Origin of the sequence: Saccharopolyspora kobensis, assembly GCF_900108315.1 — a bacterium.
Classification (GTDB): domain Bacteria; phylum Actinomycetota; class Actinomycetes; order Mycobacteriales; family Pseudonocardiaceae; genus Saccharopolyspora; species Saccharopolyspora kobensis.
Window position 1 is genome coordinate 75,237 of the sequence record NZ_FNVB01000014.1, and the last position, 26,424, is coordinate 101,660.

Sequence of the window (26,424 nt, forward strand, 5' to 3'; positions counted from 1 at the left end):
GACTGGTTTCGTGCGCAGGGTCGGTGACCATCGCAGAGAGGTGCGCGGACCATGCAGGCCTTCCGGCTGCCGGAGTTCTACCTGTCCTATCCGGCACGGCTGAACCCGAACCTGGAGCGGGCCCGGGAGCACAGCAAGACCTGGGCCCGGCGGATGGACATGATCGACGCGCCGCAGCACGGCGTGGACATCTGGACCGAATCGGATCTCGACCGGCACGACTACGCGCTGCTGTGCGCGTACACCCACCCCGACGCCGACGGCGCGGAGCTGGACCTGATCACCGACTGGTACGTGTGGGTGTTCTACTTCGACGACCACTTCGTGGAGCTGTACAAGCGGAATCCGGACCTGCCGGGCGCGCGCGAGCACCTCGATCGGCTGCCCGCCTTCATGCCCGTCGAGGGCCCGATCACCGCCGAGCCCACCAACCCGGTGGAGCGCGGGCTGGCGGACCTGTGGGAGCGCACCGTGCCGTCGATGAGCGCCGACTGGCGGCGGCGGTTCGCCGAGAACACCAAGCACCTGCTGGACGAATCGCTGTGGGAGCTCACCAACATCAGCGAGAACCGGCTGTCCAACCCCATCGAGTACATCGAGATGCGCCGCAAGGTCGGTGGCGCTCCGTGGTCGGCGAACCTGGTCGAGCACGCGGTGGGCGCCGAGGTGCCCGCCGAGATCGCCGCGGCCAGGCCGATGCAGGTGCTGCGCGACACCTTCTCCGACGCGGTGCACCTGCGCAACGACCTGTTCTCCTACGAGCGGGAGGTGCGGGACGAGGGAGAGCTGAGCAACGGCGTGCTGGTCTTCGAGAAGTTCCTCGGCTGCTCGACCCAGCAGGCCGCGGAGGCGGTCAACGACCTGCTGACCTCGCGGTTGCACCAGTTCGAGCACACGGCGCTGACCGAGGTGCCGCAGCTGCTCGACGAACGGGGCATCGATCCGCTGGGCAGGCTGGCGGTGCTCGGCTACGTCAAGGGCTTGCAGGACTGGCAGTCCGGCGGCCACGAGTGGCACGTGCAGTCCGGCCGGTACCCCGACGGCGGTGCCTCCAGCGTGCTGGCCGGGCCGACCGGGCTGGGCACCTCGGCCGCCCGGATCATCTCCTCGCTGATCAGCACCGCGCCGCAGCGGATGCGCAGCTACACGCGGACCCCGTTCCAGCCGGTCGGGCACATCCCGCACCGGGAGATCCGGTTGCCGTACCCGGTTTCGCTCTCGCCGCACCTGGACGTGGCCCGCGAACACGCCGTCGACTGGGCGCGCACCATCGGCATATTCACCGACGTGCCTTCCGTGTGGGACGAGCCGGCGATGCGCGCCAACGACCTCCCGCACTGCGCCGCCGGTCTCGACCCGGACGCCACCATCGAGGAGATCGACCTGGCCTCGGCGTGGCTGACCTGGGGAACCTACGGCGATGACTACTACCCGCAGGTCTTCGGGCACACCCGCGACATGGCGGGTGCCAAAGCGCTCACCGCGCGGCTCAAGGAGCTAATGCCGGTCGAGGGCAGCAGTGCGGTCGTCCCGGCCAACGCGCTGGAGCGCGGGCTCGCGGATCTGTGGCTGCGCACGGCGGGCCCGCTGCCGACGGACAAGCGCCGGGCGTTCCGCGGCACCGTCGAGGTGATGCTGGACAGCTGGCTGTGGGAACTGGCCAACCAGCACCAGAACCGGATCCCCGACCCGGTCGACTACGTCGAGATGCGGCGTCGCACCTTCGGGTCCGAGCTCACCATGAGCCTGTCCCGGTTCTCCCACGGCGCGACCGTGCCGCCGGAGATCTACCGCACCCGCACCATCCGGGCCATGGAGAACTCGGCGACCGACTTCGCGACGCTGGTCAACGACGTGTTCTCCTACCGCAAGGAGATCCAGTACGAGGGCGAGGTGCACAACGCGGTGCTGGTGGTGCAGAACTTCCTGGACTGCGACCTGGACCGGGCGTTCCAGGTGGTGCACGACCTGATGGACGCGCGCCTTCGGCAGTTCGAGCGCACCGTGGACGTCGAGCTCCCGGCCCTGTTCGCCGAGCGGGACCTGGACGCCGACGCCCGCGCCACGCTCATCCGCTACGCCTCGGAGCTGCAGGACTGGATGGCCGGGATCCTCAACTGGCACCGCGAGTGCCGGCGCTACTTCGACGCCGAACTCCGGCACGACATCGCGGTGCCCCGCCCCACCGGCCTCGGCACCTCGGCCGCGCGCCTCACCTGGGACCCGGTGGTCGGCTAGAGCCGGGGGCCGGAGGCGGCCCTCAGCCCGCGACGTCGTGCACAGTTTCCGCGCCGATGCGGCGGCTGCGCTCGATGCCCCACTGGCCGAGCGGCACCAGCGCGCGGTTGAGCGACTCGCCGTGCTCGGTCAGGGAGTACTCCACCTTGGGCGGGACCTCCCGGTAGACCTCGCGGTGCACCAGGCCGTCCTCCTCCATCTCGCGGAGGTGCTGGGTGAGCATCTTCTCGGTCACGCCGGGCAGTCCGCGCCGCAGTTCGGCGAAGCGCCGGGTGCCGTGCTCGTGCAGCTCCCAGATGATCAGCGCCTTCCACTTGCCGGACACCACGTCCATCGCGGCGTCGATGCCGCAGAAATAGGGCCCGCGACGGGGTTCCTTCGGCATCCGCACGCCTCACTTCCCAAAAGGTAAGTACCCCACTAATTAGTCGGTACTTGTCGAGCCTACCGGTTGCGGAAAGGATTCGAGCATCGAAAAGCGCTGAGGAGAAACGAAGTTGAGCAACGAGAACAACACCCGCGTCAGCCTGCTCGGTCTGGGTGCGATGGGCAGTGCGCTGGCCGTCGCGGTCCTCGACGCGGGATACCCGACCACGGTCTGGAACCGGTCACCGGGCAAGACCGGTGCGCTGGTCGAGCGGGGCGCGGTCGCCGCCGGTTCGGTCCGCGAGGCGGTCACCGCCGCCGATGTGGTCATCGCCTGCCTGTACGACGCCGCCTCGGTCCACGAGACCCTCGACCCGGTCGCCGAGCAGCTCGCCGGGCGGACTCTGGTCAACGTCACCACGACCTCGCCGGACCAGTCCAGGGAGATCGCCGCCTGGGCCGCCGGGCACGGCGTCGAGTACCTGGACGGCGGCATCATGGCCATCCCGTCGATGATCGGCCGACCGGGGTCGTCGATCCTCTACAGCGGATCGGCGGCGGTGTTCGAGCAGCACCGCCCGCTGCTGGACCTGTGGGGCGAGAGCGTGTACTTCGGCGAGGACGCCGGTGTGGCGTCGCTGTACGACCTCGCGCTGCTGTCGGGGATGTACGTCATGTACGCCGGATTCATGCACGGCGCGGCCATGGTGGCGCCCGCAGGCGTGTCGGCGGGAGCGTTCGCCGAGCGGGCGTCGGCCTGGATCGCGGCGATGACCGGATCGCTGGCCGAACTGGCCGCCGTGATCGACGGCGGGGACTACACCGTCGACGGCCAGCAGAGCCTGGAGTTCTCCAGCCTCGACGACATCGTCTCCGCCAGTGCCGCCCAGGGCATCAGCACCGAGGTGATCGACGCGGTGCAGAACCTCATCCAGCGCCAGATCGACGCCGGGTACGGCGAGCAGGCCTTCCCCCGCATCATCGAGAGCATCAAGCACCCGGCTTGAGCCGGAACACCCGGCCGGACCGGCGGTTCCGCCGATCCGGCCGGGGTCTCAGCGCTCGGCCCCGGAGACCAGGTGACCGCCCTGCACGACGTGTCGGAGGTGCTCGGGACCGGCGAGCACGGCGATGTCGGCCAGCGGGTCTCCGTCGACGACCACCAGGTCCGCCAGGGCGCCCACGCGGAGGGTGCCGATCTCGCCGGTCATGCCGAGCAGATCGGCCGCGGTGCTGGTCGCCGCGCGGATCACGTCCAGCGGCTGCTGGACCTGGCAGCGGATCCGGAACTCCTCGTTCTGGTGGCGGTGCATGCCGCCGAGCAGGTCGCTGCCGTAGGCGATCTTGACGCCGCCGCGGTGGGCCGCCTCCAGCGCGGCCAGGCCTGCTCCCAGCACGTCGTCGACCTTGCGCCAGCTGTCCTCCGGCAGTCCGAACTCGCGCCCTTCGGTCTTGAGCGCCCAGTAGGTCACCAGGGTCGGCACCAGGAACGCGTCGTGCTCGAGGAACTCGGGCACGTTGGACTCGTCGATGAGGTTGCCGTGCTCGATGGACCGGATCCCCGCCCGCAGCGCCCGGCTGACCGAACGCGCCGTGTAGGCGTGCGCGGCCACGTAGCGGTTGGCGGCGTCGGCTTCCTCCACGATCGCGCGGAGTTCGTCCATCGAGTACTGGGTGGAGTCGATGCGGTCGGTCGGCGACGCCACCCCTCCCCCGGCCATCACCTTGATGTGGTGGGCGCCCTTGCGCAGCTCGTCGCGGGCTGCGGCGCGCACCGCGTCGACCCCGTCCGCGATCCGGCCCAGTCCGGCGCAGCACTGGTGCCCGTCGTGCAACCGCGTTCCGCGCGGGCGGCTGTCACCGTGGCCGCCGGTCTGGCTCAACGCCTTGCCGCAGAACGCCAGCCGCGGCCCGCGGATCAGGCCTTCGGCTTGCGCGTCGGCCAGGCCGAAGTCGGCACCCGAAGCGTCGCGGACCGTGGTGAAGCCGCGGTCGAGCATCTGCCCCATGATCCGCCCGGCGTGCGCCGCGGCGTAGGAGGGCGACCAGGACGGCAGCGCACCGAGATCCGCTGTGGCGGCGGTGACGTGCACGTGCGCGTCGATCAGCCCGGGCAGGACGGCGGCGCCCGCCAGGTCCACGATCCGCGCGCCCTCCGGTGCGGTCAGCCCGGTCCCGGTCTCGACGATCCGGCCGTCCGCGCAGAGCAGGTCGCCCTCGGCGTACTCGCCGGTCTCGACGTCGAGCAGCTTTCCGGAGCGCAGCAGCAGAGCGGTCACGAATCCTCCTTGTTGTCGTCGAGGCGCTGGACCAGTTCGGCCAGCGCTGGAGCGGCGAGCGCGGCCAGTTCGACGGCGCGCTCCACCTGGGCCGGGCCGTAGGCGTGCTCGGCGTCGAGCAGGGCCAGGGTGCCCAGCGTGGCGCCGTCGGCTCCGATCACCGGCACGTTGATCACCGAACCGCAGCCGAGTTCCGCGATCAGCGCGTGGTCGGCGAAGACCTGGCGGACCGACTCCGCGTCCGGTCCGAAGAACGGCTGCCGGCGGTTGATGCAGCGGTCCAGCCAGTCCGCGGCGACCTCGACGGACTTCTCACCGCCGATCGGGTACTGGTCGGGGTGGCTGGTGTGCGCCCGGTGCAGCACGCGTCTGCCGGGCAGCCAGGCGAGCACGGTGAACAGCCGGACGCCGATCTCCCGCCGGACCGCTTCTTCCACAGCGGACAGGTTCACCGGACGGCCGCCTTCGGCGAGCCGGGTTCGGTCAGGTCCTCCAGCGACCGCCCCGCCGTGGACAACCCGAACACCAGGGTGCAGATGACGCCGACGGCGAGCACCGCGGTGGTGATGCCGAAAACTCCCGCGAAACCGAGGGAGGCGGCGAAGACGCCGATGACCGACGGCGCGATGATGCTGCCGAACCGGCCGAACGCGCTGGACAGGCCGGTGCCGGAGGCGCGGATCCAGGTCGGGAACACCTCGGGGGTGTAGGAGTACACCGCCGCGTAGGTGCCGTTGAGGAAGAACGACAGCACCGCGGCCGCGACGGTGATCCACACCGGGTCGGTCATCTGCGACATCCAGAACGCGCTGGCAGCCGCACCCGCCAGGTACAGCGCGATGGTGTTCTTGCGGTCCAGGTACTCGCCCAGCCACGCCGCCGAGAAGTACCCCGGCACCTGGGCCAGGTAGATGATGATCGAGAACTCGAAGCTCTTGGTGACCGTGATGCCCTGCTGCACCAGCAGCGTCGGGATCCAGGTGAAGAACCCGTAGTAGGAGAAGGTGATCACGAACCAGATCAGCCAGGTGATCGCGGTGCGCCCGGCCATCCCGCCGCTCCACAGGTACTTCAGCGCGGAGAACAGGCCGATCTTGCGCGCCTCGGCGGGCTTGTCCACGACCGTCTCGGGCACCGGCGGCAGCGGCTGCTTCGTCGCGGCCTGCACCTTGCGCTCCAGGTCCACCACGATCTGCTCGGCCTCGGCGGTGCGGCCGGTGGCCAGCAGGTAGCGCGGTGATTCCGGCAGCGAACGCCGCCACCAGAGCAGCATCAGGATCGGCAGCGCGGTGATCACCTGGGCCCAGCGCCAGCCCTCGGGCAGCGGCTGCACCACGAACCGGCCCAGCAGCGCGGCGCCGACGAAGCCGAAGGAGAAGAACCCGGCCAGCGCCCCGACGAACCAGCCGCGCCGGGCGGCCGGGACGAACTCGGCCAGGAACGGCGCGATGATCGCGCTCTCGGCACCGGTGCCGAACCCGGCGAGCACCCGGGCCACCAGGAAGATCTCGTAGTTCGGGGCGACCGCGGCGATGACGGAGAACAGGGCGTAGGCGGCCAGCGCCCACATCATCACCTTGCGGCGGCCGATCCGGTCGCCCAGCAGGCCGGCGCAGGTGGCGCCGAACAGGAAGCCGAAGGGGGCGGCCGAGCCGACCAGGCCGAGCTGGGTGTTGGTCAGGCCCCACACCTCCTGCACGCTCGGCATCAGGAAGGCCACCACGGCGGCGTCCATCCCGTCGAAGGTGTAGCCGAGGCCGCCGAGCAGCAGCAACAGGTAGTGCGGACGGCTCAGCGGGAGCCGGTCCAGCCTTGCTAGCAGGGACAAGGGGTGCCTCCAGGTCGTTCCAGCACCGGATTCGAGTGATGGGCAACATATAGTGCGGATGTCGTCATTTGCAATATCTGTTGCGTTGAAGTCGCGATTACAGTGTGTATCGGCCAGCGAGGACGAGGAAGGACGGCCGATGACCGCAAGCACCACCGCGGAAGCTGATGGCTTCGAGACCTGGCTGCGCGCCCGCGTGCCCGAGCGCGGCCTGCGCCCCAAGGGCGCCGCGGTGCTGGAGGTCCTGCTCACGCAGCCGCGGCGGGTGTCCTACAGCTCCGCCGCCGAGGCCGCCGAACTGGCCGGCGTCAACGTCGCGACGGTGAGCCGGACCGCGCAGACGCTCGGCTTCAGCGGCTGGTCGGACCTGCAGCAGGAGTTGCGCGCACGTTTCCTGTCATCGCTGAGCGCGCCGGAGGTCGCCGCCGCCCAGCACACCGAGGGCGAGCTGGGCACCGCCTCGCTGCGGCGAGACCTGGAGTCGCTGGCCGTGCTCAACCGACGGCTCGAAGAGGAGCAGATCCGCGTCATCGCCGAGGCGATGGCGCGAGCGCGGCGAATCCTGATCGTGGCCCACGGCAGCTACGTCGCCATCGGCACGGCGCTGGCCCACAACGTGCGGCTCGCCGGGTACGACGCGACCGTCGTGCACGACGCCGATCTGGCCAACGCGGTGTCCCGGATCGCGCCCGACGACGTGCTGGTGGCGATCAGCTTCTGGCGGCTGTACCAGAACACCGTCACCGCGGCCGAAGAGGCGCACGACCGCGGTGCGCGCGTCTTCGTGCTCTCCGATGCGGCCAGCCCGGCCTTGGTCGCCACGGCCGAGGAAGTGCTGCTGATCCCCGCGGAGGGCGCGGCGTTCTTCCCGTCGCTGACACCGGGACTGGCGGTAGCGCAGGCCATCGTCGCCCAGTTGTCCACAGTGGATCCCAAGCGGACCCGCAGGTCGATCGAAGCCGCCGAGGAGCAGTGGTCGCGCTTCGGCCTGATGCACCGCCAACCGCGCCGCGGCTGAACCCGGCACCACCGCACCGGAACGGGCGGTGCGACGTGCGAGCAGCACGCCGCACCGCGTGCGGATCCAGAGCCGCCAACCCGTCACTCGGCCCGGCGGACTTCGGCCATGGCCTCCCAGTGCGTGAGGTACTTGGCGGCTTCCGCCGCCAGCAGCGCGTCGAGCTCCGCGCGGTTGGTGTTCCGGCGCAACCGCAGCGCTTTACCGCGCCGCACGTCGAGGACCACCGGCGTCGCCTCCGGCAGCATGACCGGCACCAGGTGTTCCAGCACCCGCAGCGCCAGGTTCGCCGAATCCGCTCCGAGCTCCGGCTCCTTCAGGTAGGGCAGGACGACCTCGGCGTGGCCGTCCCGGTGGCGCAACGCCAGCGCACTGCGCCTGGACACGGTGACCGAGAGGTCGCCGCAATCCCAGGCCGCCGACTCCATCGGCACCCCGGTCGCCCTGACCTTGCCCCACCATCGCTGGAACCCCTCGTGCAGCTGCTGGAAGTGCGGTTGCTGCACCGGGCGGGCCTGCCGGACCGCCTCGGCGACGACTTCCGAGGCGTCCGGCGAGCTCACCGCCCTGCGCAGCGCCGACCGGAACGGCGCGTAGAACGTCCAGGCCAAGCTCGTCTCGTCGATGTAGATCTCCCACTGGTTCCGAACGATGCCCGCGCAGCCGCGCGGCGTGCTGCGCGCGTAGTCCAGGAACGAACCGAGACCGATGTGCACACCGTCCACGAGTACCCCTCCGCGGCCGAGGGCAGCATTCAGCACCACCGCGGACCGCATGCCCGGAGCACGACAGTCCACAGTGGTCGAAATGCGCCCGAATCCCCTGCCCGACAACAAGATCTTACCACGTCAGGGGCACTTTTAGAACACGCATTCGAGTGATCTCAGCACTCAGAGAACTTCACTTTTCGGGCATATCGAAGGGCTGAATTCGGTACGTGCGGAGCCCCCGGCTCCGGTCGCCGCCGCGGCGGGCAGCTGCAACGCCGACCCCGGCTCGCCGCGGCCGCGATGCCGGATCAAACCTGTTGCGGCACAACGGCGGCCGCGGTTAACGTGCGTCCTCCCACGTACCCGTCGTCCGACGAGGAGACCGCGGCATGACCAGCAAGCTGACCGAGATCTCGATCGACTGCGCCGACCCCGCCGCGCTCTCGCGGTTCTGGTGCGCGGTCCTCGACTACGTGGTGCAGGACATGGACGACGAAACGATCACGATCGGCTCCCCGGAGGTGCCCGAGGGCAAGAGCCGCCGCGGCCCGGTGCCACCGGTGCTGGTGTTCGCGCGCGTGCCGGAGGGCAAGGCTGTCAAGAACCGGGTCCACCTGGACGTCAACACCACCGACGCGGAGCAGGACGAGGAGGTCCGCCGGCTGCTCGACCTGGGTGCCCGGCACGCCGACGTCGGCCAGACCGGCGACGAGAGCTGGGTGACCCTCGCCGACCCGGAGGGCAACGAGTTCTGCGTCCTCGCCGGTCGTCACCCCTGACCGAGGTCAGCTCAAGGCGGCGAAAGCGGCCCGGCCCAGCACGGCGATGGCCTCGCAGGCCGGACCGCCCCGGTAGCCGCTGAGGGAGCGCTCATCGGTGAGCTCGTCGACCAGGACCGCGATCACCGCCCGCGGACGGTCGGTGCCGAGCAGGCCGACGTCGTGGCGCAGTCCGAGCAGCTCGCCGGTCTTGTTCCAGCAGTTCGCGCCCACCGGCAGCAGCGCGGGCAGCCGGTCGCGGACCTGCTGCTCGGCGAGCACGCCCAGCGCGTGCTCGGTCAGCTCGGGCGGCAGCGCCGCTCCCCGGGCCAGCCGATCGAGCACGCGGGCCTGGTCCAGCGCGGTCGTCTCGTTGCGGCCCGGCTCGTGGTGGTGCATCAGCCGCCGCTCGACGCGGGTGCCCGTGCAGCCCAGATCCGCCGCGCAGTCCCGGATCGCGGCGAAGCCGACCGCGTCGATCACCGCGTTGGTGGCGGCGTTGTCGCTGATCACGATCATCAGCGTGATCAGGTCGCGCAGCGAGATCCGGTCGACGCTGCGCAGCTGCCGGAGCAGTCCGGCGCCGCCGACGCGCTCCGCGGGCAGCTCCACCTCGTCGTCCAGCCCGATCCGCCCGGCCTGCACCGCCCGCAGCGCGCTGATCATGATCAGGACCTTGATCGTGCTGGCCGCGGGCACCACCCGCTCGGCGCCGAGCAGCACCGGCTCCCGCTCGGTCAGGTCCCACGCGGCGAACCCGACGCGACCCGGCAGCTCGGCCTGCGACAGCTCCGCGCGCAACCGCTCCGCGAATCCCACAACCACGCTCCCATCAGGTGCACCGCCCTCAGACGAGGACCAGGAACAGCACGGCGAACAGCGCCAGGTTGGCGACCATGATCGCCCAGCCGTTGTACATCATCATCCGCAGGTTGCGGGAGCGCGCCAACCCCATCTGCCCGATCATGTCCGGTCCGGGGAACGGGCCGAACCAGTCGATCTGCGAGGAGCCCAGCAGCACCGCGGCCCACGCGCCCGGCGGAACGCCCACCGCGGCCAGCGCGGGCCCGAACAGGTTCTGCAGCAGCACCACCTGCGCGACGGCCGCACCGGAGATGCCGAGCCACCCCACCAGCAGCACGATCATGCAGAACAGCCACGGCCCGACGCCGTCGAGCGTCGGTGCCATCAGGTTCTGCAGCGCGTCGTAGGCGCCGGACTTCTCCAGCAGCTCCAGCATCGGGTTGAGCAGCCAGAACAGCAGGAACAACCACAGCAGCGGCTGCGCGCCCCGGTACATCGCCTGCAGCGCCGCGCTCGGCGCCATGCGCCCGAGCAGCGCGGTCACCGCGGCGCTGACCGGCATCACGATCAGCACGTAGGTGTAGCCCGCCTGGAACACGATGCCCAGCACCACCAGAACCGCCATGCTGCCGAGGAATCCGGCCATCGCGCGCTTCGCCGCGGCCGGTGCGTGCGCCTGGTCGTCGGCCACCTCGTCCGGGTAGGCCTCGGTGCCCTCGGTCCGCCGCTGGATCCAGTGCGACATGCCGAGGCCGGTCAGCCAGACCACGACGGCCATCGGGATCCCGGCGTTGAGCAGGTAATCGCCGTAGCCGAGCTGCGCCGCGCCCATGACGGTGACCACCGGCGGCGTGAACGGGCCGACGACCAGGCCGGCCGCCGTGCCCGCGTGCAGCATCGCGGCCATCGACGGCGGGGTCAGCCGCAGCGCGGCGGCGATCGGCAGCACGATCGGCACCAGCAGCGCGCTCGCCCCGGACAGCGTGCCGAGGGCGGCGGCGAGCAGCGTCGCCGAGGCCATCACCCCGATCCGGAACCGCAGCCGGGTGCTGATCCCGATGCCGTGCAGCACGGCGCGGACCATGGTCGCGGCCGCGCCGGTCTCCGTCACGACCCGGCCCAGACCGCCGCCGAGCAGCACGATCAGCCCGACGACCGCGATGAACGAACCCAGCGATTCGCCCATCAGCTCGCCCAGTTCCAGCGGGGCGGTTCCGGTCTGCAGGGCCGCGATGACGAGCGCGCCGAGAGTCGCCAGCACCACGTCGACGTCGAGCAGCACCAGGATCGCGTACACCACGATCGGCGTGAGGCCCCACAGCGTTCCCGCCGAGCCGGTCACCAGCAGCACCACCGCCGCGATCAGTGCGGCCCCGAAGACACCGACCGCGACCCGCGGCTTCCAGCCGGTCATCGGCCGGGCTCGTCGAGAGAGCTCAGGTCGGCCGAGCCGCCCGGCATCACCCGGCGGGTGCTGCGGTAGCTGTAGAGCGCGTAGACCAGCAGCCCGAGCAGCAGCCAGCCCGCGAAGCGCAACCAGGTCTCGGCGGCCAGGAACGACATCAGCCAGGCGGAGAACAGCACGCCCAGCACCGGCACCACCGGCATGCCCGGGCAGCGGAACCCGCGCGGCAGATCGGGCCTGCGGTAGCGCAGCACCACGACCGCGGCGCAGACCAGCACGAAGGCGAACAGCACGCCGATGTTGGTCAGCTCGGCGGCCTCCTGCACCGGCAGCAGGCCGGCCAGCACGGCCGAGACGATGCCGAGGATCCACGTCGCCCGGTGCGGCACGCGGCGCACCGGGTGCAGCTCGCCGAACCACTTGGGCATCAGCCCGTCGCGGCTGAGCGCGTACCACAGCCGGGACGCGCCCATCATGAACGAGAAGCTGACCGTGACGATGCCCAGCACCGCCCCGACGGCGATCACCACCGCCACGCCGGACATCCCGACGCTGGCGAACGCGCTGGAGAACCCGCTGTCCGGGTCGACCTGGTCGTAGGACACCATGCCGGTGAGCACGATGCAGGCGCCGACGTAGAGCACCATCGAGATGGCCAGCGAGAGCATCATGGCCTTGGGCAGCAGCCTGCGGGCCTCCACCGATTCCTCCGCCGCGGTGGACAGCGCGTCGTAGCCGAACACCGCGAAGAACACCGTCGCCGCACCGGTGACCGCACCGCCCCAGCCGAACGGCGCGAACGGTGTCAGGTTCCCGAAGTCCACCTTGGACAGACCGACCACGACGACCAGCAGCACCACCGCGATCTTCACCACCGTGAGCACCACGTCGACCTTCGCGGAGGCCCTGGTGCCGCGGTTGAGCAGCCAGGCCACGCCGAGGCAGATCAGCATCGCGATCAGGTCCACCCGGTGGCCCTCGCCGGTGCCGGGCGCGCCGAGCATCCACACCGGCAGCTGGAGCCCGACCGACTCCAGCAGGAACCCGGCGTAGCCGGACATGCCGATGGACACCGTCGCGACGATGGCGGTGTACTCCAGCAGCAGGTCCCAGCCGATGATCCAGCCGACGACCTCGCCGAGCACCGCGGCGGCGTAGGTGTAGGACGAACCGGCGCGCGGCACCATCCCGGCGAACTCGGCGTAGGCGAAGGCCGCGCACAGCGAAGCCGCCCCGGCGATGAGGAACGACACGAGCACGGCGGGGCCGGCGACGTCCCGCGCCACGGCACCGGCCAGGCTGAAGATCCCGGCGCCGATGATGGCCCCGACGCCGATCATGGTCAGCTGCGGCAGCCCCAGCACCCGCAGCATCCGCCGGTCGGTCTGCTCCTCGGGCTTCGGGACGGTGCGGCGGAAGATGCCGTTCGGCCCGGTGCCGAACAGCGACCCACCCGTCGCGGCAGTCTCATCGCGCATGAGTACCTCCCCGCGAGCTGCGCCGAATGCGCTAGCGATGCGGGGATGTTCGTCCATGGAACCGGCCCGGGAAAGACGCCGAAGCCAGCGGATGCCTTCCCCTGAGCCCCAGCTGACCTTCAGCTGGCGATGGCCCGTGAGCGTTTTGGGGCGTCATAGCACCCCAAAGCACTCACGGGGCCTGACCAGAGGAAACGGCGCTCAGAGGGTGCCGAGCACGGCGTGAGCCGCAGCGGCGTCCTGCACGCCCAGGCCGACGCTGTTGTAGAACACGACCTCCGCCGCGTCGCGGCGCCCCGGCGCCGCTCCGACGAGCACCTCGCCCAGCGCTCGCAGCCGCTCGCGCGCGATGTCTCCGCGCTCCAGCGCTCCGACGATCGGCCCCGCGTGCGTCGCGGCCGCGCCGACTTCGTCGACGACGACCGCTCCGGCGCGCCGCACGAGCTCCGCGTCCACCTCGCACCGGTGGTGCTCGAAGCTGCCCACGCTGATCACGGTCGCTCCCGCCGCTACCGCGGCGGTCGGCACGACCGGCTCCGCGCTCAGGGTGCACGCGGCGATCAGCGGCGCTTCGCGCACCGCCTCCGCCGCGCTCGCCACCGCTCGCACCGGCAGGCCCAACTCCGCCGTCAGCTCCGCGGCCGCCGCCTCGCGCCGCGCCGCGTCGCGGCTGAAGATCCGCACTTCGCGCAGCTGCCGCACGCGCGCGATCGCGCGCACGTGGGCGCGTGCCTGCACGCCGGAGCCGAGGATCGCGAGCTCGTCGGCGTCCGGCAGCGCCAAGGCGTCCGCCGCGACGGCGCTGCCTGCGGCGGTGCGGATCTCGGTGAGGGCGGTGGCTTGCATGGTGGCCACGAGCCGGCCGGTCACCGGGTCCATGACCAGGACCGTTCCCGTGATCGTGGGCAGCCCGCGCCCGGCGTTGCCGGGATGGACGGTGACGAGCTTGCTCACCGCACCGTGCCGGGGAGACAGGCGGCTCAGGTAGCTCAGCGTCGTGTCGTCGCCGGTGCGGATGGCGATCTTGTCGGCCAGCTGCGCCTCACCCCGGGCCAGCGCCTCGAACGCCACCCGCTGCGAACCGATCGCCGCGTCCATGTCCAGCGCCGCGGCAACGTCGGCATCGCTCCACATCCTCATGCGCGGCCAGGTTGCCATCCGCCGCAGCGGAGATCAACGCGCGGGAACCCGCTCCGCTGAAATGCCGAAAGCACCCGACATGCGCCGGTGTGTCGGGCACCGGGTGCGCCTGTGCCGCGCGGTTCCGGTCCAAGCTGGTGGGGCGCGACGGCGAGACGCAGGGTTGCTGGTGCTCAGGCGGAGGAGAAATCACTCTCCTGATTCTCCGCGAACGCCCCACCGACGAACTACCGTGAGCCGTGCGACGAGGGTGGCGCGCGGCACACACCGCCGCGGCACCGCTGGACATCGAGACGTTCGAGCAGGAAGAGGTGCATGTCGGTGCAGTCGACGTTGAGCTCCGTGATCGGTCCGGACGCCCCGGCGCGGGTCGACGGCGGGGGCGAGTACCTCTCGCGCAACCCGGCGAACCTGGACGACGTCGTCGCCGAGGTCTCGCTCGGCGGGCCCGAGGTCCTGCCCGCCGCCACCGAGCAGGCGCAGCGCGCGCAGCGCGAGTGGGCGCAGGTGCCCGCGCCGGTGCGCGGACGCGTGATCGCCGGGCTGGGCCGACTGGTGGAGGCCAACAAGGAGTCCCTGGCGCGGCTGGTGACGCGCGAGATCGGCAAGCCCTACGCCGAGGCGCTGGGCGAGGTCCAGGAGATCATCGACACCTGCGACTTCTTCCTGGGCGAGGGCCGGCGGCTCTACGGGCAGACGGTGCCCTCGGAGATGCCGGACAAGCAGCTGTTCACCTTCCGCGTCCCGGTGGGCGTCGCCGTGGTGATCACCGCGGGCAACTTCCCCGTCGCGGTCCCGTCCTGGTACCTGGTGCCCGCGCTACTGTGCGGCAACGCCGTGGTGTGGAAGCCCGCCGAGTACGCCGCCGGGGCCGCTCGCGCGCTCGCCGAGCTGGCCTGGCGGGCCGGAGTGCCCAAGGGCGTGCTGAACCTGGTCTACGCCGACGGCGAGTCGACCTTCAAGGGCCTGGAGACCGCGCTGGCGGCGGGCACCGTCAACAAGGTCGGCTTCACCGGTTCCAGCGCGGTGGGCGCGGAGGTCGGCGCGCTGTGCGGCCGGTACCTGCAGAGCCCGTGCCTGGAGCTGGGCGGCAAGAACCCGATGATCGTCGCGCCGGACGCCGAGCTGGACCTGGCGGTGGAGGGTGCGCTGTTCTCCGGCTGGGGCACCGCCGGGCAGCGCTGCACCTCGCTGGGCAACCTGATCGTGCACCGCGACGTGCACGACGAGTTCGTGAGCCGACTCGACTCGGCGCTGCGCTCGGCGACCATCGGCGACCCGAGCGGCGACGTGCTCTACGGGCCGCTGCTGGACCAGAAGTTCGCCGACAACTTCGAGAACATCCTCGGCGAGATCCGCGACCACCACACCGTGCTCGGCTCCGAGTCGGTCGGGCGGATCACCGAATCCGCCCCGCGCAAGGGCTTCCACGGCGACCCGTCGACCGGCCTGTACTACCACCCGGTGCTGCTGGACGGGCTGCGCCCGGACGACCACGTCTTCCGCAACGAGACCTTCGGGCCGATCGTCGGCGTGAGCACCTACGAGACGCTGGACGAGGCGATCGAGCTGGGCAACGCGCCGGGCTACGGGCTGTCCGCGGCGATCTACACCACCGACCCGGCCACCGCGTTCCGCTTCCGGCAGGGCATCGGCGCGGGCATGGTCAGCGTGAACAACTCCACCTCCGGTGCCGAGGCGCACCTGCCGTTCGGCGGCAACGGCAAGTCCGGCAACGGCAGCCGCCAGTCCGGCGTGTGGGTGCTCGACCAGTTCACCCGCTGGCAGTCGTTGAACTGGGACTTCTCCGGCAAGCTGCAGAAGGCCCAGATGGACGTCGACACCGTGGAGCCGGAGCTCGACTTCAAGCTGCCACCCGAGCTCGGCGGTGCCCGGTGACGCTGCCGGGCAGCGCCGAGGTCGTCGTGATCGGCGGCGGGGTGGTGGGCGTGAGCACCGCCTTCCACCTCGCCGAGGCCGGCGTGCAGGTGCTGCTGCTGGAGCGCGACGAACTCGGTTCGGGCAGCACCTGCAAGGCCGCGGGCGGTGTCCGGGCGCAGTTCTCCGACCCGGTCAACATCGAGCTCGGCCAGCGCAGCCTGCGCGCGTTCGAGGACTTCGCGCGCAGGCCCGGCGGGGAGATCGACCTCAAGCAGCACGGCTACCTCTTCCTGCTGTCGGAGCCCGCGGACGTCGAGGCGTTCGAGAGCGGTGTCCGGCTGCAGAACGAGTTCGGGGTGCCCAGCCGGATGCTGACCGTCGCCGAGGCCTGCGAGCTCTCGCCGTACGCGGTGCCCGACGGGCTGCTGGCCGCTGCCTTCTCCCCCACCGACGGGCACTGCACGCCGGAGGCCGTGGTGCAGGGGTACGCGCAGGCCGCCCGGCGGCACGGCGCGGTGATCCGGCGGCACTGCGCGGTCACCGGGATCGACGTCTCGGGCGGGCAGATCACCGCCGTGCGCACCGAGCACGGGCCGGTGGCGACCTCCACCGTGGTGTGCGCGGCCGGTGCGTGGTCCGCGTCGGTCGGTGAGTTCGCCGGGGTCGAGCTGCCGGTGCGCCCGCTGCGGCGGCAGATCCTGGTCACCGAACCGGTGCCGGACCTGCCACCCCGGCTGCCGTTCACCATCGACTTCGCCACCAGCTTCTACTTCCACGACGAGGGCCCCGGCCTGCTCATCGGCATGTCCGATCCCGACGAGGAGTACGGGTTCGACCTGCGCACCGACGACCGCTGGCTCGGCCGGCTCTCCGCCGCGGTGGAGCGCCGGGCGCCCCGATTAGCCGAGGTGGGAGTGGCGCACGGCTGGGCCGGGCTCTACGAGATCACTCCCGACCACAACGCCCTGGTCGGCGAGGCCGACGGGCCGGGCCGGTTCCTCTACGCCACCGGCTTCTCCGGGCACGGATTCCTGCAGGGACCCGCCATCGGCGAGGTGCTGCGCGACCTCGTGCTGGGCCGCCGCCCGGTCGTCGACGTCTCGGCGCTGGACGTGCGCCGGTTCGCCACCGCCGAGATCCGCCCCGAGCACAACTGCGTCTGACCGGCTCCGCGATTTCACCGGGAATCGCACGCCGAATCGCTGCGGAGTCGTTGCCGCAGAACAATTTCCGCATTCTCCCAAGGAGCGCGAACGTGCCTGATCTGTTGCAGGAGATCGACGAGTGGGGCCCGGAGAAGGTCGTGTGCGTCTCGGACGCGCGCACCGGGATGCGCGGCGTGCTGGTGATCGACAACACCGCCCGCGGCACCGGCAAGGGCGGCACCCGGATGAGCCCGACCGTCACCGTCGGCGAGATCGCCCGGCTGGCTCGGGTGATGACCTGGAAGTGGGCCGCGGTCGACCTCTTCCACGGCGGCGCCAAGGCGGGCATCTTCGCCGACCCCGCTTCCCCCGACAAGGAGCGGATCGTGCGCGCCTTCGCGCGGCGGCTGGCCGATCAGATCCCGGCCAGCTACGTCGCCGGGCTGGACATGGGCATGACCGAGCAGGACGCGGCGATCATCCAGGACGAGCTCGGCGACCGCGGGGCGGCGGTCGGCGTGCCGGAGACGCTGGGAGGGGTGCCCTACGACCAGCTCGGCGTGACCGGCCACGGCGTGGCCGAAGCCGCCGAAGCCGCACTGGTGCGCCAGGGCCGCAGCATCGCGGGTGCCCGGGTGGCGGTGCAGGGCTTCGGCGCGGTGGGAGCTGCAGCGGCCAGGCGGCTACACGAGCTCGGCGCGCAGCTGGTCGCGCTGTCCACCATCGACGGTTCGGTGCACGACCCGGACGGCCTCGACGTGCCGAAGTGGCTGGAGGCCCGCGCCGAGTTCGGCGACGCCTGCGTGGCCAAAGCCTCTGCGGCGCAGCGCGTTCCGCGCGGCGAGGAGCTGCTGGTGGACTGCGACGTGCTGATCCCGGCAGCCGGGCAGGACGTCATCGACGAATCGGTGGCCGCGAAGATCCGGGCCGGACTGGTCGTGGAGGGCGCGAACCTGCCCACCACGCCCGCGGCGCGGGAGCTGCTCGCCGAGCGCGAGATCACCGTGGTGCCGGACTTCATCGCCAACGCGGGCGGCGCGATCGCGGCCGGATTCGCCATGGACGCGCGCCACTCGCCCTTCCGGCCGGAGCCGACCGCGATCCTGGCCGAGGTGGCCGAGCGCACCCGCAACAACACCGTGCTCGTCCTCGACACCGCCGACCGCAGCGGGCTGCTCCCGCACGAAGCCGCGCTGGACCTGGCCAAGCAGCGGGTGCGCACCGCGATGGAGCTGCGCGGACGACTGCCCCGCCCCGCCTGATGCTCCGATTTCCGCAGTTCAGCAGCCGTGAGCGTTTCGGGGCGCCATAGCACCCCGAAACGCTCACGAGGCCGGGCCGAGTGCCGGGTATTGCGCCGGGGCCCTCCGAAGGCCGAACGTTGCTTCGAACGTCGAGAGTTGAAGGGGCCGGCATGCTGAACCCGATCCACCTGCGAACCCTCCAGGAATGCGTGCGCACCGGTTCGTTCGCCGAAGCAGGGCGTGCGCTCGGCTACACCGCCTCGGCCGTCTCCCAGCAGATGGTGCTGCTGGAGCGGGCGATCGGTTCCGCGCTGTTCGAGCGCTCCGCCCGCAGCGCCCGCAGCACGGCGCTGGCCGTCCGGCTCGCCGACCGCAGCCGCGACGCGCTGGGCGCGCTGGACGCGCTGGAGCGGGAGGTGCGCGCGATGGTCGCCGGTGAGGAGGGCAGCCTGCGGCTGGCCAGCTTCGCCACCGCCAACGCCCGGGTGCTTCCGGACGTGCTGGCCGCGGTCATAGCGCAGCGCCCGAACGCCGAGGTCCAGCTCGACGAGGGCGAACCGGACGAGGTGCTCGGAGGCGTGCTGGACGGAACCCTCGACGCGGCGGTGGTCTTCGAGTACGACCTGGACCCCCGGCAGTGGCCGATCGACCTGTGCGTCGAGGAGCTGATGGCCGAGCCGCTACGGCTCGCGCTGCCCGAAACGCACCGGCTCGCCCGCGCCGCCGAGGTCGACCTGCGCGAGCTCGCCGACGACGCCTGGATATGCACCCGGCAGGACACCGCGGGCGCCCGCTCGCTGGTCCGGCTGGCCGCCGCGGCCGGTTTCGTCCCGCGGATCACCTTCCGCAGCAACGACTACTCGGTGATCCGCGACCTGGTGGCCCGCGAGCTCGGGGTGGCGGTGCTGCCCGGGCTGGCGCTGCCGGACCAGGCGGTGCGGACCTGCCGCATCGCGGGCTGGCAGCCATACCGCCGGGTGAAAGCCCTGTACCGCAAGCAGAACACCAACCCGCTGCTGCCGATCGCACTGGAGTGCCTGGCCAAGTACTGCGCCCAGGTCGCCAACGACTGGCACGCCGATCCGCACGACCACTGCACGGAGAACGCATGAGCACCCCTGCGCCAACCCGAGTGCTGCTCGACCGCACCCCGGGGGAACGTGAGGCAACCCAGCCACGAGAAGCCCCGAAAACGCAAGATCAATCCCCACGCGACCACCACTGAAAAACTCGGAGAGGCGGAACAGTGTCGGTTGATGAGTTCTTCCACCGCACCGTGGCCGGATGGTCCCCTCAACCGGCGACCGGGTCGGATCTCGCCGAGGACCTGCTGGCGCTGTTCGACGCGCAGGCAGGCAGCCGGCACCTCGACCTGCAAGCACGCCAGCTGGGCAAGCAGGGCAAGGGCTTCTACAGCATCGGCTCGTCCGGGCACGAGTCCAACGCGGCGGTCGCCGCCGCGCTGCGCCCGACCGACCCGGCGCTGCTGCACTACCGCTCCGGCGGCTTCTACCTGCGGCGCGCCGGTCAGGTGCCCGGCCAGCACCCGCTGCGCGACGTGCTGCTCGGCGTCGTCGCCGCCGCGGACGAGCCGATCTCGGCCGGCCGGCACAAGGTGTTCGGCAATCACGAGCTGGCGGTGATCCCGCAGACCTCGACCATCGCCTCGCACCTGCCGCGCGCGGTCGGCCTGGCCTTCTCCCTGGGCCGGGCGGCCAAGCTGGGCGTGCCCAGCGGCTGGCCGGACGACTCGGTAGTGGTGTGCAGCTTCGGCGACGCCTCGGCGAACCACTCCACCGCCACCGGGGCGATCAACTCGGCGCTGCACTGCGCCTTCCAGGGTCTCGCGATGCCGCTGCTGCTGGTGTGCGAGGACAACGGCATCGGGATCAGCGTGCGGACGCCGAAGGGCTGGATCGAGTCCGCCTACGGCGACCGCGCCGGCCTGCGGTACTTCACCGCCGACGGCGCCGACCCGGTCCAGTGCCTGTCGGTGGCCCGGGAAGCCGCGGAGTGGGTTCGGCTGAACCGCGCCCCGGCATTCCTGCACCTGCGCACCGTGCGGCTGATGGGGCACGCCGGTTCGGACGTCGAGTCCGGCTACCGGTCGCGCACCGAGATCACCGCCGACTACCAGCGCGATCCGCTGCTGGGCACCGCGAAGGCGCTGGTGGACAACGGGATCCTGCGCCCGGACGAAGTGCTCGCGCGCTACGCCGACAAGCGCGCCGAGGTCGCCCGGGTCACCGAGGAGGCGCTGGAGCGCCGCAAGCTGGGCAGTGCCGCGGAGGTGATGGCCTCGATCTGCCAGCACCGTCCGGAGGCGGTGGAACGCCGGGCGCTGGAAGTTCCGCCGCGGGAGCACTTCGGCGGCCAACTGCCCGAGGACGAAGGCCCGCTGACGCTGGCGCAGGCGATCAACCGCTCGCTGGCCGAGGAGCTGGGCCGCGATCCCGGCGTCATCGTCTTCGGCGAGGACGTCTCCCGCAAGGGCGGTGTGTACGGGGTGACGCGCGGGCTGCGCAAGAAGTTCGGCGCCACCAAGGTCTTCGACACGCTGCTGGACGAGCAGAGCATCCTCGGCACCGCGCTCGGCGCGGGCCTGGCAGGGCTGCTGCCGATCCCGGAGATCCAGTACCTCGCCTACCTGCACAACGCGGCGGACCAGCTGCGCGGCGAAGCGGGCACGCTGAGCTTCTTCTCCAACGGCCAGTACCGGAACCCGATGGTGGTGCGCATCGCCGGCTACGGCTACCAGAAGGGCTTCGGCGGCCACTTCCACAACGACAACAGCGTCGCGGCCCTGCGCGACCTGCCGGGCGTGGTCGTCGCCTCGCCGTCCCGGCCCGACGACGCCGCGGCGATGCTGCGCACGTGCGTGGCGGCGGCCCGGGAAGACGGCCGGGTGTGCGTGTTCCTGGAACCCATCGCCCTCTACCACACCCGCGACCTGCACGAACCCGGAGACGAGGGCTGGCTGGCCCGCTACCCGGCCCCGGGCGAGCACCACGTCCCGATCGGCCGCGCCCGCCAGTACGGCGACGGCTCGGACCTGACCCTGGTCACCTTCGGCAACGGCGTCCCGATGAGCCTCCGGGCGGCCGAACGGCTGCGAGACCGCGGGATCGACGCCCGGGTCCTCGACCTCCGCTGGCTGGCCCCGCTGCCGGTCGACGACGTCCTCACGGCAGCGGAAGCAACGGGCCGAGTCCTGGTCGTGGACGAAACCCGCCGAAGCGGAGGAGTCTCCGAACCCGTGGTGACGGCCCTGGTCGACGGCGGCTTCACCGGCCCGATCGCCCGAGTGACCAGCGAGGACAGCTACATCCCCCTCGGCGCGGCGGCCTACCACGTCCTCCTCGACGAAGAGACCATCGAAACCGCCGCCCTGAAGCTGGCCGACGGCTGAGGCGGGTCGTGAGTGCCTGACAGTGTCCGAACACTGTTACGCACTCACGACCGGCAATGATCAGGCCTGCGGGTCGCCGAAGACCTTGCCCGGGTTGAAGATTCCCGCCGGGTCCAGCGCTGCCTTGATCGCGTGGTGCATGCCGATCACCGTGGGGCTCAGCTCGGCGTGGAGACCCTTGCGCTTCAGGAGGCCCACGCCGTGCTCGCCCGTCACCGTGCCTCCCATCGCGATCGCGTCCGCCACGATGTCGTCGAAGGCCAGTTGGGCTCGTTCTCGGGCCGCTTCGTCTCCGGGCTGGGTGATGATCAGCGGGTGGAGGTTGCCGTCTCCGGCGTGCGCGATGTTGGCGATCTGGGTGTCGTGGCGCTTGGCGGACGCTTCGATGCGGGCCAGCATTTCCGGGACCTTCGCGCGCGGGACGCAGACGTCTTCGGTGAGCACCGGGCCGAGGCGCTCCAGCGCCGGGTAGGCCAGGCGCCGGGCCGCGAACAGGGCGTCGGCCTCGTGCTCGTCGGTGGAGCGGGCGCTCCAGGTGGCTCCGGCCTCGTCGAAGCAGCGCAGGAGCTCGTCGACTTCCTGCTCCCCCGCCGCGCCCGGCGTGTCCGAGCGGCCCAGGAGCAGCACGTTCGCCTCAGCGCTCAGGCCCATGTTCTTCCACTCGTCGACCGCGCGGAGGCAGTGCTGGTCGAGCAGTTCCAGCGCCGAGGGCACCACACCTGCCGCGGCCACCGCCGCGACCGCTTCTCCGGCTTCCACCAGCGAATCGAAGTAGCCGACCACGGTGCGCTCCGGGGCGCGCAGGCCCGGCAGCAGCTTGACGGTGATCTCTGTGATCACGCCGAGCGTGCCCTCCGATCCGACGAACAGGCCGCACAGGTCGTAACCGGCCACGCCCTTGGCGGTGCGGCGGCCGAGTCGGACGACCTCGCCGTTGCCGACGACCGCTTCCAGGCCGAGCACGTAGTCGCGGGTCACGCCGTACTTCACGCAGCACACGCCGCCTGCGTTGGTGGAGGCGTTGCCGCCGATGGTGGACCACGGCGAGCTCGCCGGGTCCGGCGGGTACCAGGCGCCCTGCTCGCGGCAGGCCGCGCGCAGGTCGTCGTTCACCACGCCGGGTTGCACCACGGCCAGCTGCTCGCGCGGGTTGATCTCCAGGATCCGGTTCATGTCCGCCAGCGAGATCAGCACGCAGCCGTCGACGGCGTTGGCCCCACCGGACAACCCCGTTCCCGCGCCTCGCGGAACCACCGGAATGCCCAGCTCGGCGCAGACCCGGACGGTGGCCACCACGTCGTCGGTGTTCCTGGCCCGCACCACGGCGAGCGGTTTGCCGTGCGGCGCCCACTCCGCTTCATCATGGGCGAAGCGACCGGTGGAGTCCGGGTCCGTGAGCAGCACCGGCTCCGGAAGTGCCGCGCGCAACGCCGCCAGCGCCTTCTCCGACATGTCGTCCTCCATCCGAGTCGAACCGACCCACACGTTAACCAACGCGTCCGGCGACCGGTTAGCCAGAGCAACGACATTTCCCACCGTGACCACGCGGGCACCAGGGGTGTCAGTCCGGGACGACCGGCACGTACAGGTGCGAGGCGTGGTCGCCGCCGAGGTGGATGGTGGCGCCGCGCCCGCTCTTGCGGTCGTCCGGGTCGTCGTGCGCCAGCAGTCCCATGTTGTCGTCGTCGGCCTGGACGCGCAGTTGGAGGCGTTGCCCGGCTTCGAGCGTGATGGAGGTCGGCCAGATCTCCACTTCGAGCAACGTCGGCACACCGGGTTCGAGCGGCTGGATCTCGTCGTGGCTGTGCCACGGGCGGTGCGGCAGGCTGCGCTCGGGATCGAGCTTGCGGTGCGAGGCGCGCAGCCAGCCGATTCCCATCGGCACCGGTGTGGCCTGCCCGCCGGACCTGCTCAGCGGGCAACGCGCGGAAGGCGTCGAGCGCGGCCTGCAGGCCCTTGCCGTCGTCCAGGAAGCTTTCGCCGAAGCAGCCGCCCCGCACCGCGATGACATCCGCAGGACGGACCGCGAACTGGCACTGCGGATGGTCGCACGCACGATCACCGGCTCGTGCGTGCACCGGGCCGCCACCTGCCGGGCATGGCCGGATGGACTGACCTGGACCAGCTGGGCGGACGAAACCGCCGAACTGGCTGTTGCCTACCTGACCGCACGACGGTGATCGCGGCTTCATCGCTGCCGGGCAACGTGGTTCGCCGCGGTCAGTCGTTGGTGGCGATGATGGTGTTGATCAGGTCTGCGCCGGGGAAGTCCATCATGATGACTCCGGTGCGCGGGAGGTCGTTGGACTTCAGGTGTTCCAGGGCGTAGTCGTTCACGCCCCGGAAGCCCGCCGCTCCGCAGGCCACCGCGTTCGGGAAGGCCGCCGGGCTGGAGCCGCTGGTGAAGTTCAGGAACATCTCGCCCCGGTCCGCCGCCGCGGTCTTGTCCAGGTGGGCGCGGGCCTTGTTCCACTTGTCGTCGATGTCGAACAGCGTCGGGACGGTGTACTCGTCCTGCACGTACTCGCCCCAGGTGTCGTTGTTGAACTGGCCGATGCCGCGCCCGCCGTAGAGGCCGCCGCCCGCGCCCTGCAGCGTCGCGAGCACGATCTTGCCGCGCACCTCGCCCAGCGCGGGAACGCCGCCGCCGGCCGGGTCGTGCAGGTACTTGCCGTTGGGGTCGTTGTCGCGGTACCAGTCCAGGATCTGATCGACCTCCAGACTGCTGTTCTCGTCGGTGCACGAGGCCACTTCGCCGGTGCACTCGGCTTTGAGCCGCATCAGCACCGTCTCGCCCGGGTGCGCGGACAGGAAGTCGCCCGCCTTCTGCAGCACGTCCGAGAAGTTCGCGTTCTGGTAGAACGGCCCGTGGTGCAGGGTGAACCGGTCGTCGTAGCGGCGCACCCGGATGTCGATCGCGCGGATGCCCGACTGCAGCTGGACGGCGAGGGTTTCCGCGCTGTCGCCGTGGTTCTCCTGCGTCCGGGTCAGCTCACCGCCGTGCAACGACAGCGTCTGGTGCGTGCCCGGGATCGACAGCTGCGCCAGGCTGGCGTCGTCGGGCAGCCCGGCCATCCAGTCCGGGTTCGACGCGTCCTTGACGCTCTGGCAGTACGGCGCGGCAGCCGCTGTTCCCGGCACCATCGCAACGGACAACGCCAGCGCGAGCACGGCTGCCGCGCGAACCGCCTTCCCAGACATGCGCCACAGAATTCCGCCCCGGCCGCCGCAGCGGACCGATTGGCGGGAATTCGCCAGCGCTTCAGAAGCGGTGCTGCCAGATCTCCCGGGAGATCCCGACCGGGTCCGCGGCCACCGTCGGCGGAACGTTCCAGATCCGGACCCGGCGATCGGTCGGCGCGTACGCGGGCCAGCCGGGATCGCCCGTGGTGGCGAAGGAAACCCACGCCTCGCGCAGCGCCGCCGAGAGGACTTCGAAGTCCGCCGGAGTCTCGCCGCTGAACACGTGCTCGGTGACGTCGCTGCGGTCGACGCCGAAGGTGAACGGCACGTCCAAGCCGTGGCAGGCGCCGAGAGCGCCATCGCGGGCCGGGCTCGGCCACGCGAACTCGTAGGCGTAGCTGCGCCCGCCCGCCTGCGCGTGCCCTTCCGCGCACCACAGCGACGGCATCCGGAACAGCTGGTCGCTGAGCAGCAACGAGTGCAGGTCGGCATCGGCGATGCCCGGGTACCCGGCGCGGTACTCCTCCAGCACCGACGGGGCCAGTCGCAGGCCGTGCGCCAGCAGCGCGGGGTCGGCCATCTCCCCCGGGAAGTCCACCGTGAACAACCGTGCCTCGTCGGTGTTGTACCCGCTGATCAGCTCGATGTCCTGGCCCGCGCCGTCGCGCAGCGCCACCCACGGCAGGTCGTCGAGCAGCTCGCCGTCGGGCACCACCGCGAACGGCGTGGAGTTGGTCCAGTCGGCGCGGTTCCGGTTCTGCTCGGCCATCACGGCCAGCTGCGCGGCGTGGATCGCCTCCGACGGCACCTCGCCCAGTTCTTCGGAGGTCGCGGCGACTCCCAGCGGGGCGACGATCAGGTCGCTGATCCGCCGGGTCTCCTCCGCGCCGCAGAACACCGCGCCGACGCTCTGGGCGATGGCGCGGCGGAACAGGCCCGTCTTCGCCGAGCCCGCGACCAGCGTCGCCACCGAGCTGGCGCCCGAGGACTCGCCGAAGATCGTCACGTTCCCGGGATCGCCGCCGAAGGAAGCGATGTTGTCCTGCACCCAGCGCAACGCCGCCAACTGGTCCAGGATCCCGCGGTTGGCCGGAGCATCGGCCACCCAGCCGAAACCCTCATACCCGACCCGGTAGTTCACCGTCACCACGACCACACCGGCCTGCGCCAGCCTCGTGCCGTCGAAGGCCGGACTGGCGCTCGTCCCGCCCATGTAGGCACCGCCGTGGATCCACACCATCACCGGCAGGCCGGCGCCGATGTCCGGCGACCACACGTTGACGCTGAGGCAATCGGTGTCGTCACCGGGCGACCACCACGGCGATGCGGCGGGCATCACGGTGGCCTGCGGCACCGAGGCGCTGAAGGCCGTCGCCTCCCGCACTCCGTCCCAGGCCTCGGGGGCTGCCGGCGCCTGGAAGCGGCGCGCGCCGTCCAGCGGTGCCGCGTAGGGAATTCCCTTGAAAACAGCCACGTCACCGCTGAAAGCGCCGCGCACCGCGCCGCTGCGAGTAGAAACCACGAGTTCCATACCCATA

At 71.2% G+C, this 26,424-nt stretch carries 22 protein-coding genes; 9 read left to right on the forward strand and 13 right to left on the reverse strand.

The window, feature by feature from the left end; all coding sequences use genetic code 11:
* The first annotated feature begins 51 nt into the window (after nucleotides 1–51).
* Entirely contained in the window at nucleotides 52–2,238 is a 2,187-nt protein-coding gene (locus C4T78_RS33430; protein WP_093347984.1) for a terpene synthase family protein, read from the forward strand.
* 22 nt (nucleotides 2,239–2,260) lie between these two features.
* On the opposite strand, the gene C4T78_RS33435 is transcribed toward C4T78_RS33430, so the two are convergent.
* Entirely contained in the window at nucleotides 2,261–2,623 is a 363-nt protein-coding gene (locus C4T78_RS33435) for a winged helix-turn-helix transcriptional regulator (RefSeq protein WP_093348635.1), read from the reverse strand.
* 112 nt (nucleotides 2,624–2,735) lie between these two features.
* On the opposite strand from C4T78_RS33435, the gene C4T78_RS33440 reads away from it, so the two are divergent.
* Nucleotides 2,736–3,611, forward strand: coding sequence for an NAD(P)-dependent oxidoreductase (locus C4T78_RS33440; RefSeq protein ID WP_093347982.1), 876 nt, complete (start codon nucleotides 2,736–2,738; stop codon nucleotides 3,609–3,611).
* Between the two features lie 48 nt (nucleotides 3,612–3,659).
* On the opposite strand, the gene C4T78_RS33445 is transcribed toward C4T78_RS33440, so the two are convergent.
* From C4T78_RS33445 to C4T78_RS33455, 3 genes are read right to left on the reverse strand one after another with little or no spacing between them, the layout of a single operon-like run.
* Nucleotides 3,660–4,883, reverse strand: coding sequence for a metal-dependent hydrolase family protein (locus C4T78_RS33445; protein WP_093347979.1), 1,224 nt, complete (start codon nucleotides 4,881–4,883; stop codon nucleotides 3,660–3,662).
* On the reverse strand, nucleotides 4,880–5,335 hold the full coding sequence (locus C4T78_RS33450; RefSeq protein ID WP_093347977.1) for a GAF domain-containing protein: 456 nt from the start codon (nucleotides 5,333–5,335) through the stop codon (nucleotides 4,880–4,882). The genes C4T78_RS33445 and C4T78_RS33450 overlap by 4 nt, the downstream gene beginning before the upstream one ends.
* Nucleotides 5,332–6,711: an MFS transporter gene (locus C4T78_RS33455; protein ID WP_093146418.1), complete on the reverse strand. Its 1,380-nt coding sequence runs from the start codon at nucleotides 6,709–6,711 to the stop codon at nucleotides 5,332–5,334. Before C4T78_RS33455 ends, C4T78_RS33450 begins: the two co-directional genes overlap by 4 nt.
* A 139-nt stretch (nucleotides 6,712–6,850) precedes the next feature.
* On the opposite strand from C4T78_RS33455, the gene C4T78_RS33460 reads away from it, so the two are divergent.
* Nucleotides 6,851–7,729: a MurR/RpiR family transcriptional regulator gene (locus C4T78_RS33460; RefSeq protein WP_093347974.1), complete on the forward strand. Its 879-nt coding sequence runs from the start codon at nucleotides 6,851–6,853 to the stop codon at nucleotides 7,727–7,729.
* Nucleotides 7,730–7,812: 83 nt separating this feature from the next.
* Here C4T78_RS33460 and C4T78_RS33465 read toward each other — a convergent pair whose 3' ends face one another.
* Nucleotides 7,813–8,454 carry a hypothetical protein gene (locus C4T78_RS33465; RefSeq protein WP_093146416.1) on the reverse strand — a complete coding sequence of 214 codons (642 nt, stop codon included), beginning with the start codon at nucleotides 8,452–8,454 and terminating at the stop codon, nucleotides 7,813–7,815.
* A gap of 374 nt (nucleotides 8,455–8,828) precedes the next feature.
* Here C4T78_RS33465 and C4T78_RS33470 point away from each other — a divergent pair, with 374 nt between their 5' ends.
* Nucleotides 8,829–9,218, forward strand: a complete 390-nt coding sequence (locus C4T78_RS33470; protein WP_093347971.1) for a VOC family protein — start codon at nucleotides 8,829–8,831, stop codon at nucleotides 9,216–9,218.
* A 6-nt stretch (nucleotides 9,219–9,224) separates the two neighbouring features.
* Here C4T78_RS33470 and C4T78_RS33475 read toward each other — a convergent pair whose 3' ends face one another.
* From C4T78_RS33475 to C4T78_RS33490, 4 genes are all read right to left on the reverse strand, one after another.
* Complete coding sequence (locus tag C4T78_RS33475) at nucleotides 9,225–10,022, reverse strand: serine hydrolase (RefSeq protein ID WP_093347969.1); 798 nt, start codon at nucleotides 10,020–10,022, stop codon at nucleotides 9,225–9,227.
* 22 nt (nucleotides 10,023–10,044) lie between these two features.
* Entirely contained in the window at nucleotides 10,045–11,415 is a 1,371-nt protein-coding gene (locus C4T78_RS33480) for a GntT/GntP/DsdX family permease (protein WP_107916140.1), read from the reverse strand.
* The gene (locus tag C4T78_RS33485) at nucleotides 11,412–12,884 is read right to left on the reverse strand and encodes an amino acid permease (RefSeq protein ID WP_093347966.1); all 1,473 of its coding nucleotides are present in this window, start codon (nucleotides 12,882–12,884) and stop codon (nucleotides 11,412–11,414) included. Before C4T78_RS33485 ends, C4T78_RS33480 begins: the two co-directional genes overlap by 4 nt.
* Nucleotides 12,885–13,085: 201 nt before the next feature.
* Nucleotides 13,086–14,024: an ornithine cyclodeaminase family protein gene (locus tag C4T78_RS33490; RefSeq protein ID WP_235863096.1), complete on the reverse strand. Its 939-nt coding sequence runs from the start codon at nucleotides 14,022–14,024 to the stop codon at nucleotides 13,086–13,088.
* Nucleotides 14,025–14,339: 315 nt separating this feature from the next.
* Here C4T78_RS33490 and C4T78_RS33495 point away from each other — a divergent pair, with 315 nt between their 5' ends.
* The 5 genes from C4T78_RS33495 to C4T78_RS33515 all read left to right on the forward strand — a co-directional run bounded on the left by C4T78_RS33495 (nucleotide 14,340) and on the right by C4T78_RS33515 (nucleotide 21,703).
* Nucleotides 14,340–15,923 carry an aldehyde dehydrogenase family protein gene (locus tag C4T78_RS33495; protein WP_093347961.1) on the forward strand — a complete coding sequence of 528 codons (1,584 nt, stop codon included), beginning with the start codon at nucleotides 14,340–14,342 and terminating at the stop codon, nucleotides 15,921–15,923.
* Nucleotides 15,920–17,068: an NAD(P)/FAD-dependent oxidoreductase gene (locus C4T78_RS33500; protein WP_218161473.1), complete on the forward strand. Its 1,149-nt coding sequence runs from the start codon at nucleotides 15,920–15,922 to the stop codon at nucleotides 17,066–17,068. Before C4T78_RS33495 ends, C4T78_RS33500 begins: the two co-directional genes overlap by 4 nt.
* 92 nt (nucleotides 17,069–17,160) lie before the next feature.
* Nucleotides 17,161–18,312, forward strand: coding sequence for a Glu/Leu/Phe/Val family dehydrogenase (locus C4T78_RS33505; RefSeq protein WP_177247428.1), 1,152 nt, complete (start codon nucleotides 17,161–17,163; stop codon nucleotides 18,310–18,312).
* A 152-nt stretch (nucleotides 18,313–18,464) separates the two neighbouring features.
* Entirely contained in the window at nucleotides 18,465–19,406 is a 942-nt protein-coding gene (locus C4T78_RS33510; protein WP_093347959.1) for a LysR family transcriptional regulator, read from the forward strand.
* A 134-nt stretch (nucleotides 19,407–19,540) separates the two neighbouring features.
* On the forward strand, nucleotides 19,541–21,703 hold the full coding sequence (locus C4T78_RS33515) for a thiamine pyrophosphate-dependent enzyme (protein WP_093347956.1): 2,163 nt from the start codon (nucleotides 19,541–19,543) through the stop codon (nucleotides 21,701–21,703).
* A gap of 60 nt (nucleotides 21,704–21,763) precedes the next feature.
* On the opposite strand, the gene C4T78_RS33520 is transcribed toward C4T78_RS33515, so the two are convergent.
* The 4 genes from C4T78_RS33520 to C4T78_RS33535 form a co-directional block, all read right to left on the reverse strand.
* Nucleotides 21,764–23,155 carry an FAD-binding oxidoreductase gene (locus tag C4T78_RS33520; protein WP_093348624.1) on the reverse strand — a complete coding sequence of 464 codons (1,392 nt, stop codon included), beginning with the start codon at nucleotides 23,153–23,155 and terminating at the stop codon, nucleotides 21,764–21,766.
* Between the two features lie 109 nt (nucleotides 23,156–23,264).
* On the reverse strand, nucleotides 23,265–23,792 hold the full coding sequence (locus tag C4T78_RS36225; protein WP_143185751.1) for a CocE/NonD family hydrolase C-terminal non-catalytic domain-containing protein: 528 nt from the start codon (nucleotides 23,790–23,792) through the stop codon (nucleotides 23,265–23,267).
* 131 nt (nucleotides 23,793–23,923) lie between these two features.
* Nucleotides 23,924–24,904, reverse strand: a complete 981-nt coding sequence (locus C4T78_RS33530) for a phosphatidylinositol-specific phospholipase C (protein ID WP_093347954.1) — start codon at nucleotides 24,902–24,904, stop codon at nucleotides 23,924–23,926.
* Nucleotides 24,905–24,965: 61 nt separating this feature from the next.
* Entirely contained in the window at nucleotides 24,966–26,423 is a 1,458-nt protein-coding gene (locus tag C4T78_RS33535) for a carboxylesterase/lipase family protein (RefSeq protein ID WP_235863095.1), read from the reverse strand.
* Nucleotide 26,424 lies beyond the last annotated feature (1 nt).

What these genes read in the sequence shown, in the direction of transcription:
- C4T78_RS33430 (WP_093347984.1), top strand. Translation starts at nt 52, where the DNA reads ATGCAGGCCTTCCGGCTGCCGGAGTTCTACCTGTCCTATCCGGCACGG.
- C4T78_RS33435 (WP_093348635.1), bottom strand. Translation starts at nt 2,623, where the DNA reads ATGCCGAAGGAACCCCGTCGCGGGCCCTATTTCTGCGGCATCGACGCC.
- C4T78_RS33460 (WP_093347974.1), top strand. Translation starts at nt 6,851, where the DNA reads ATGACCGCAAGCACCACCGCGGAAGCTGATGGCTTCGAGACCTGGCTG.
- C4T78_RS33470 (WP_093347971.1), top strand. Translation starts at nt 8,829, where the DNA reads ATGACCAGCAAGCTGACCGAGATCTCGATCGACTGCGCCGACCCCGCC.
- C4T78_RS33480 (WP_107916140.1), bottom strand. Translation starts at nt 11,415, where the DNA reads ATGACCGGCTGGAAGCCGCGGGTCGCGGTCGGTGTCTTCGGGGCCGCA.
- C4T78_RS33485 (WP_093347966.1), bottom strand. Translation starts at nt 12,884, where the DNA reads ATGCGCGATGAGACTGCCGCGACGGGTGGGTCGCTGTTCGGCACCGGG.
- C4T78_RS33490 (WP_235863096.1), bottom strand. Translation starts at nt 14,024, where the DNA reads ATGAGGATGTGGAGCGATGCCGACGTTGCCGCGGCGCTGGACATGGAC.
- C4T78_RS33495 (WP_093347961.1), top strand. Translation starts at nt 14,340, where the DNA reads ATGTCGGTGCAGTCGACGTTGAGCTCCGTGATCGGTCCGGACGCCCCG.
- C4T78_RS33510 (WP_093347959.1), top strand. Translation starts at nt 18,465, where the DNA reads ATGCTGAACCCGATCCACCTGCGAACCCTCCAGGAATGCGTGCGCACC.
- C4T78_RS33520 (WP_093348624.1), bottom strand. Translation starts at nt 23,155, where the DNA reads ATGTCGGAGAAGGCGCTGGCGGCGTTGCGCGCGGCACTTCCGGAGCCG.
- C4T78_RS33530 (WP_093347954.1), bottom strand. Translation starts at nt 24,904, where the DNA reads ATGTCTGGGAAGGCGGTTCGCGCGGCAGCCGTGCTCGCGCTGGCGTTG.
- C4T78_RS33535 (WP_235863095.1), bottom strand. Translation starts at nt 26,423, where the DNA reads ATGGGTATGGAACTCGTGGTTTCTACTCGCAGCGGCGCGGTGCGCGGC.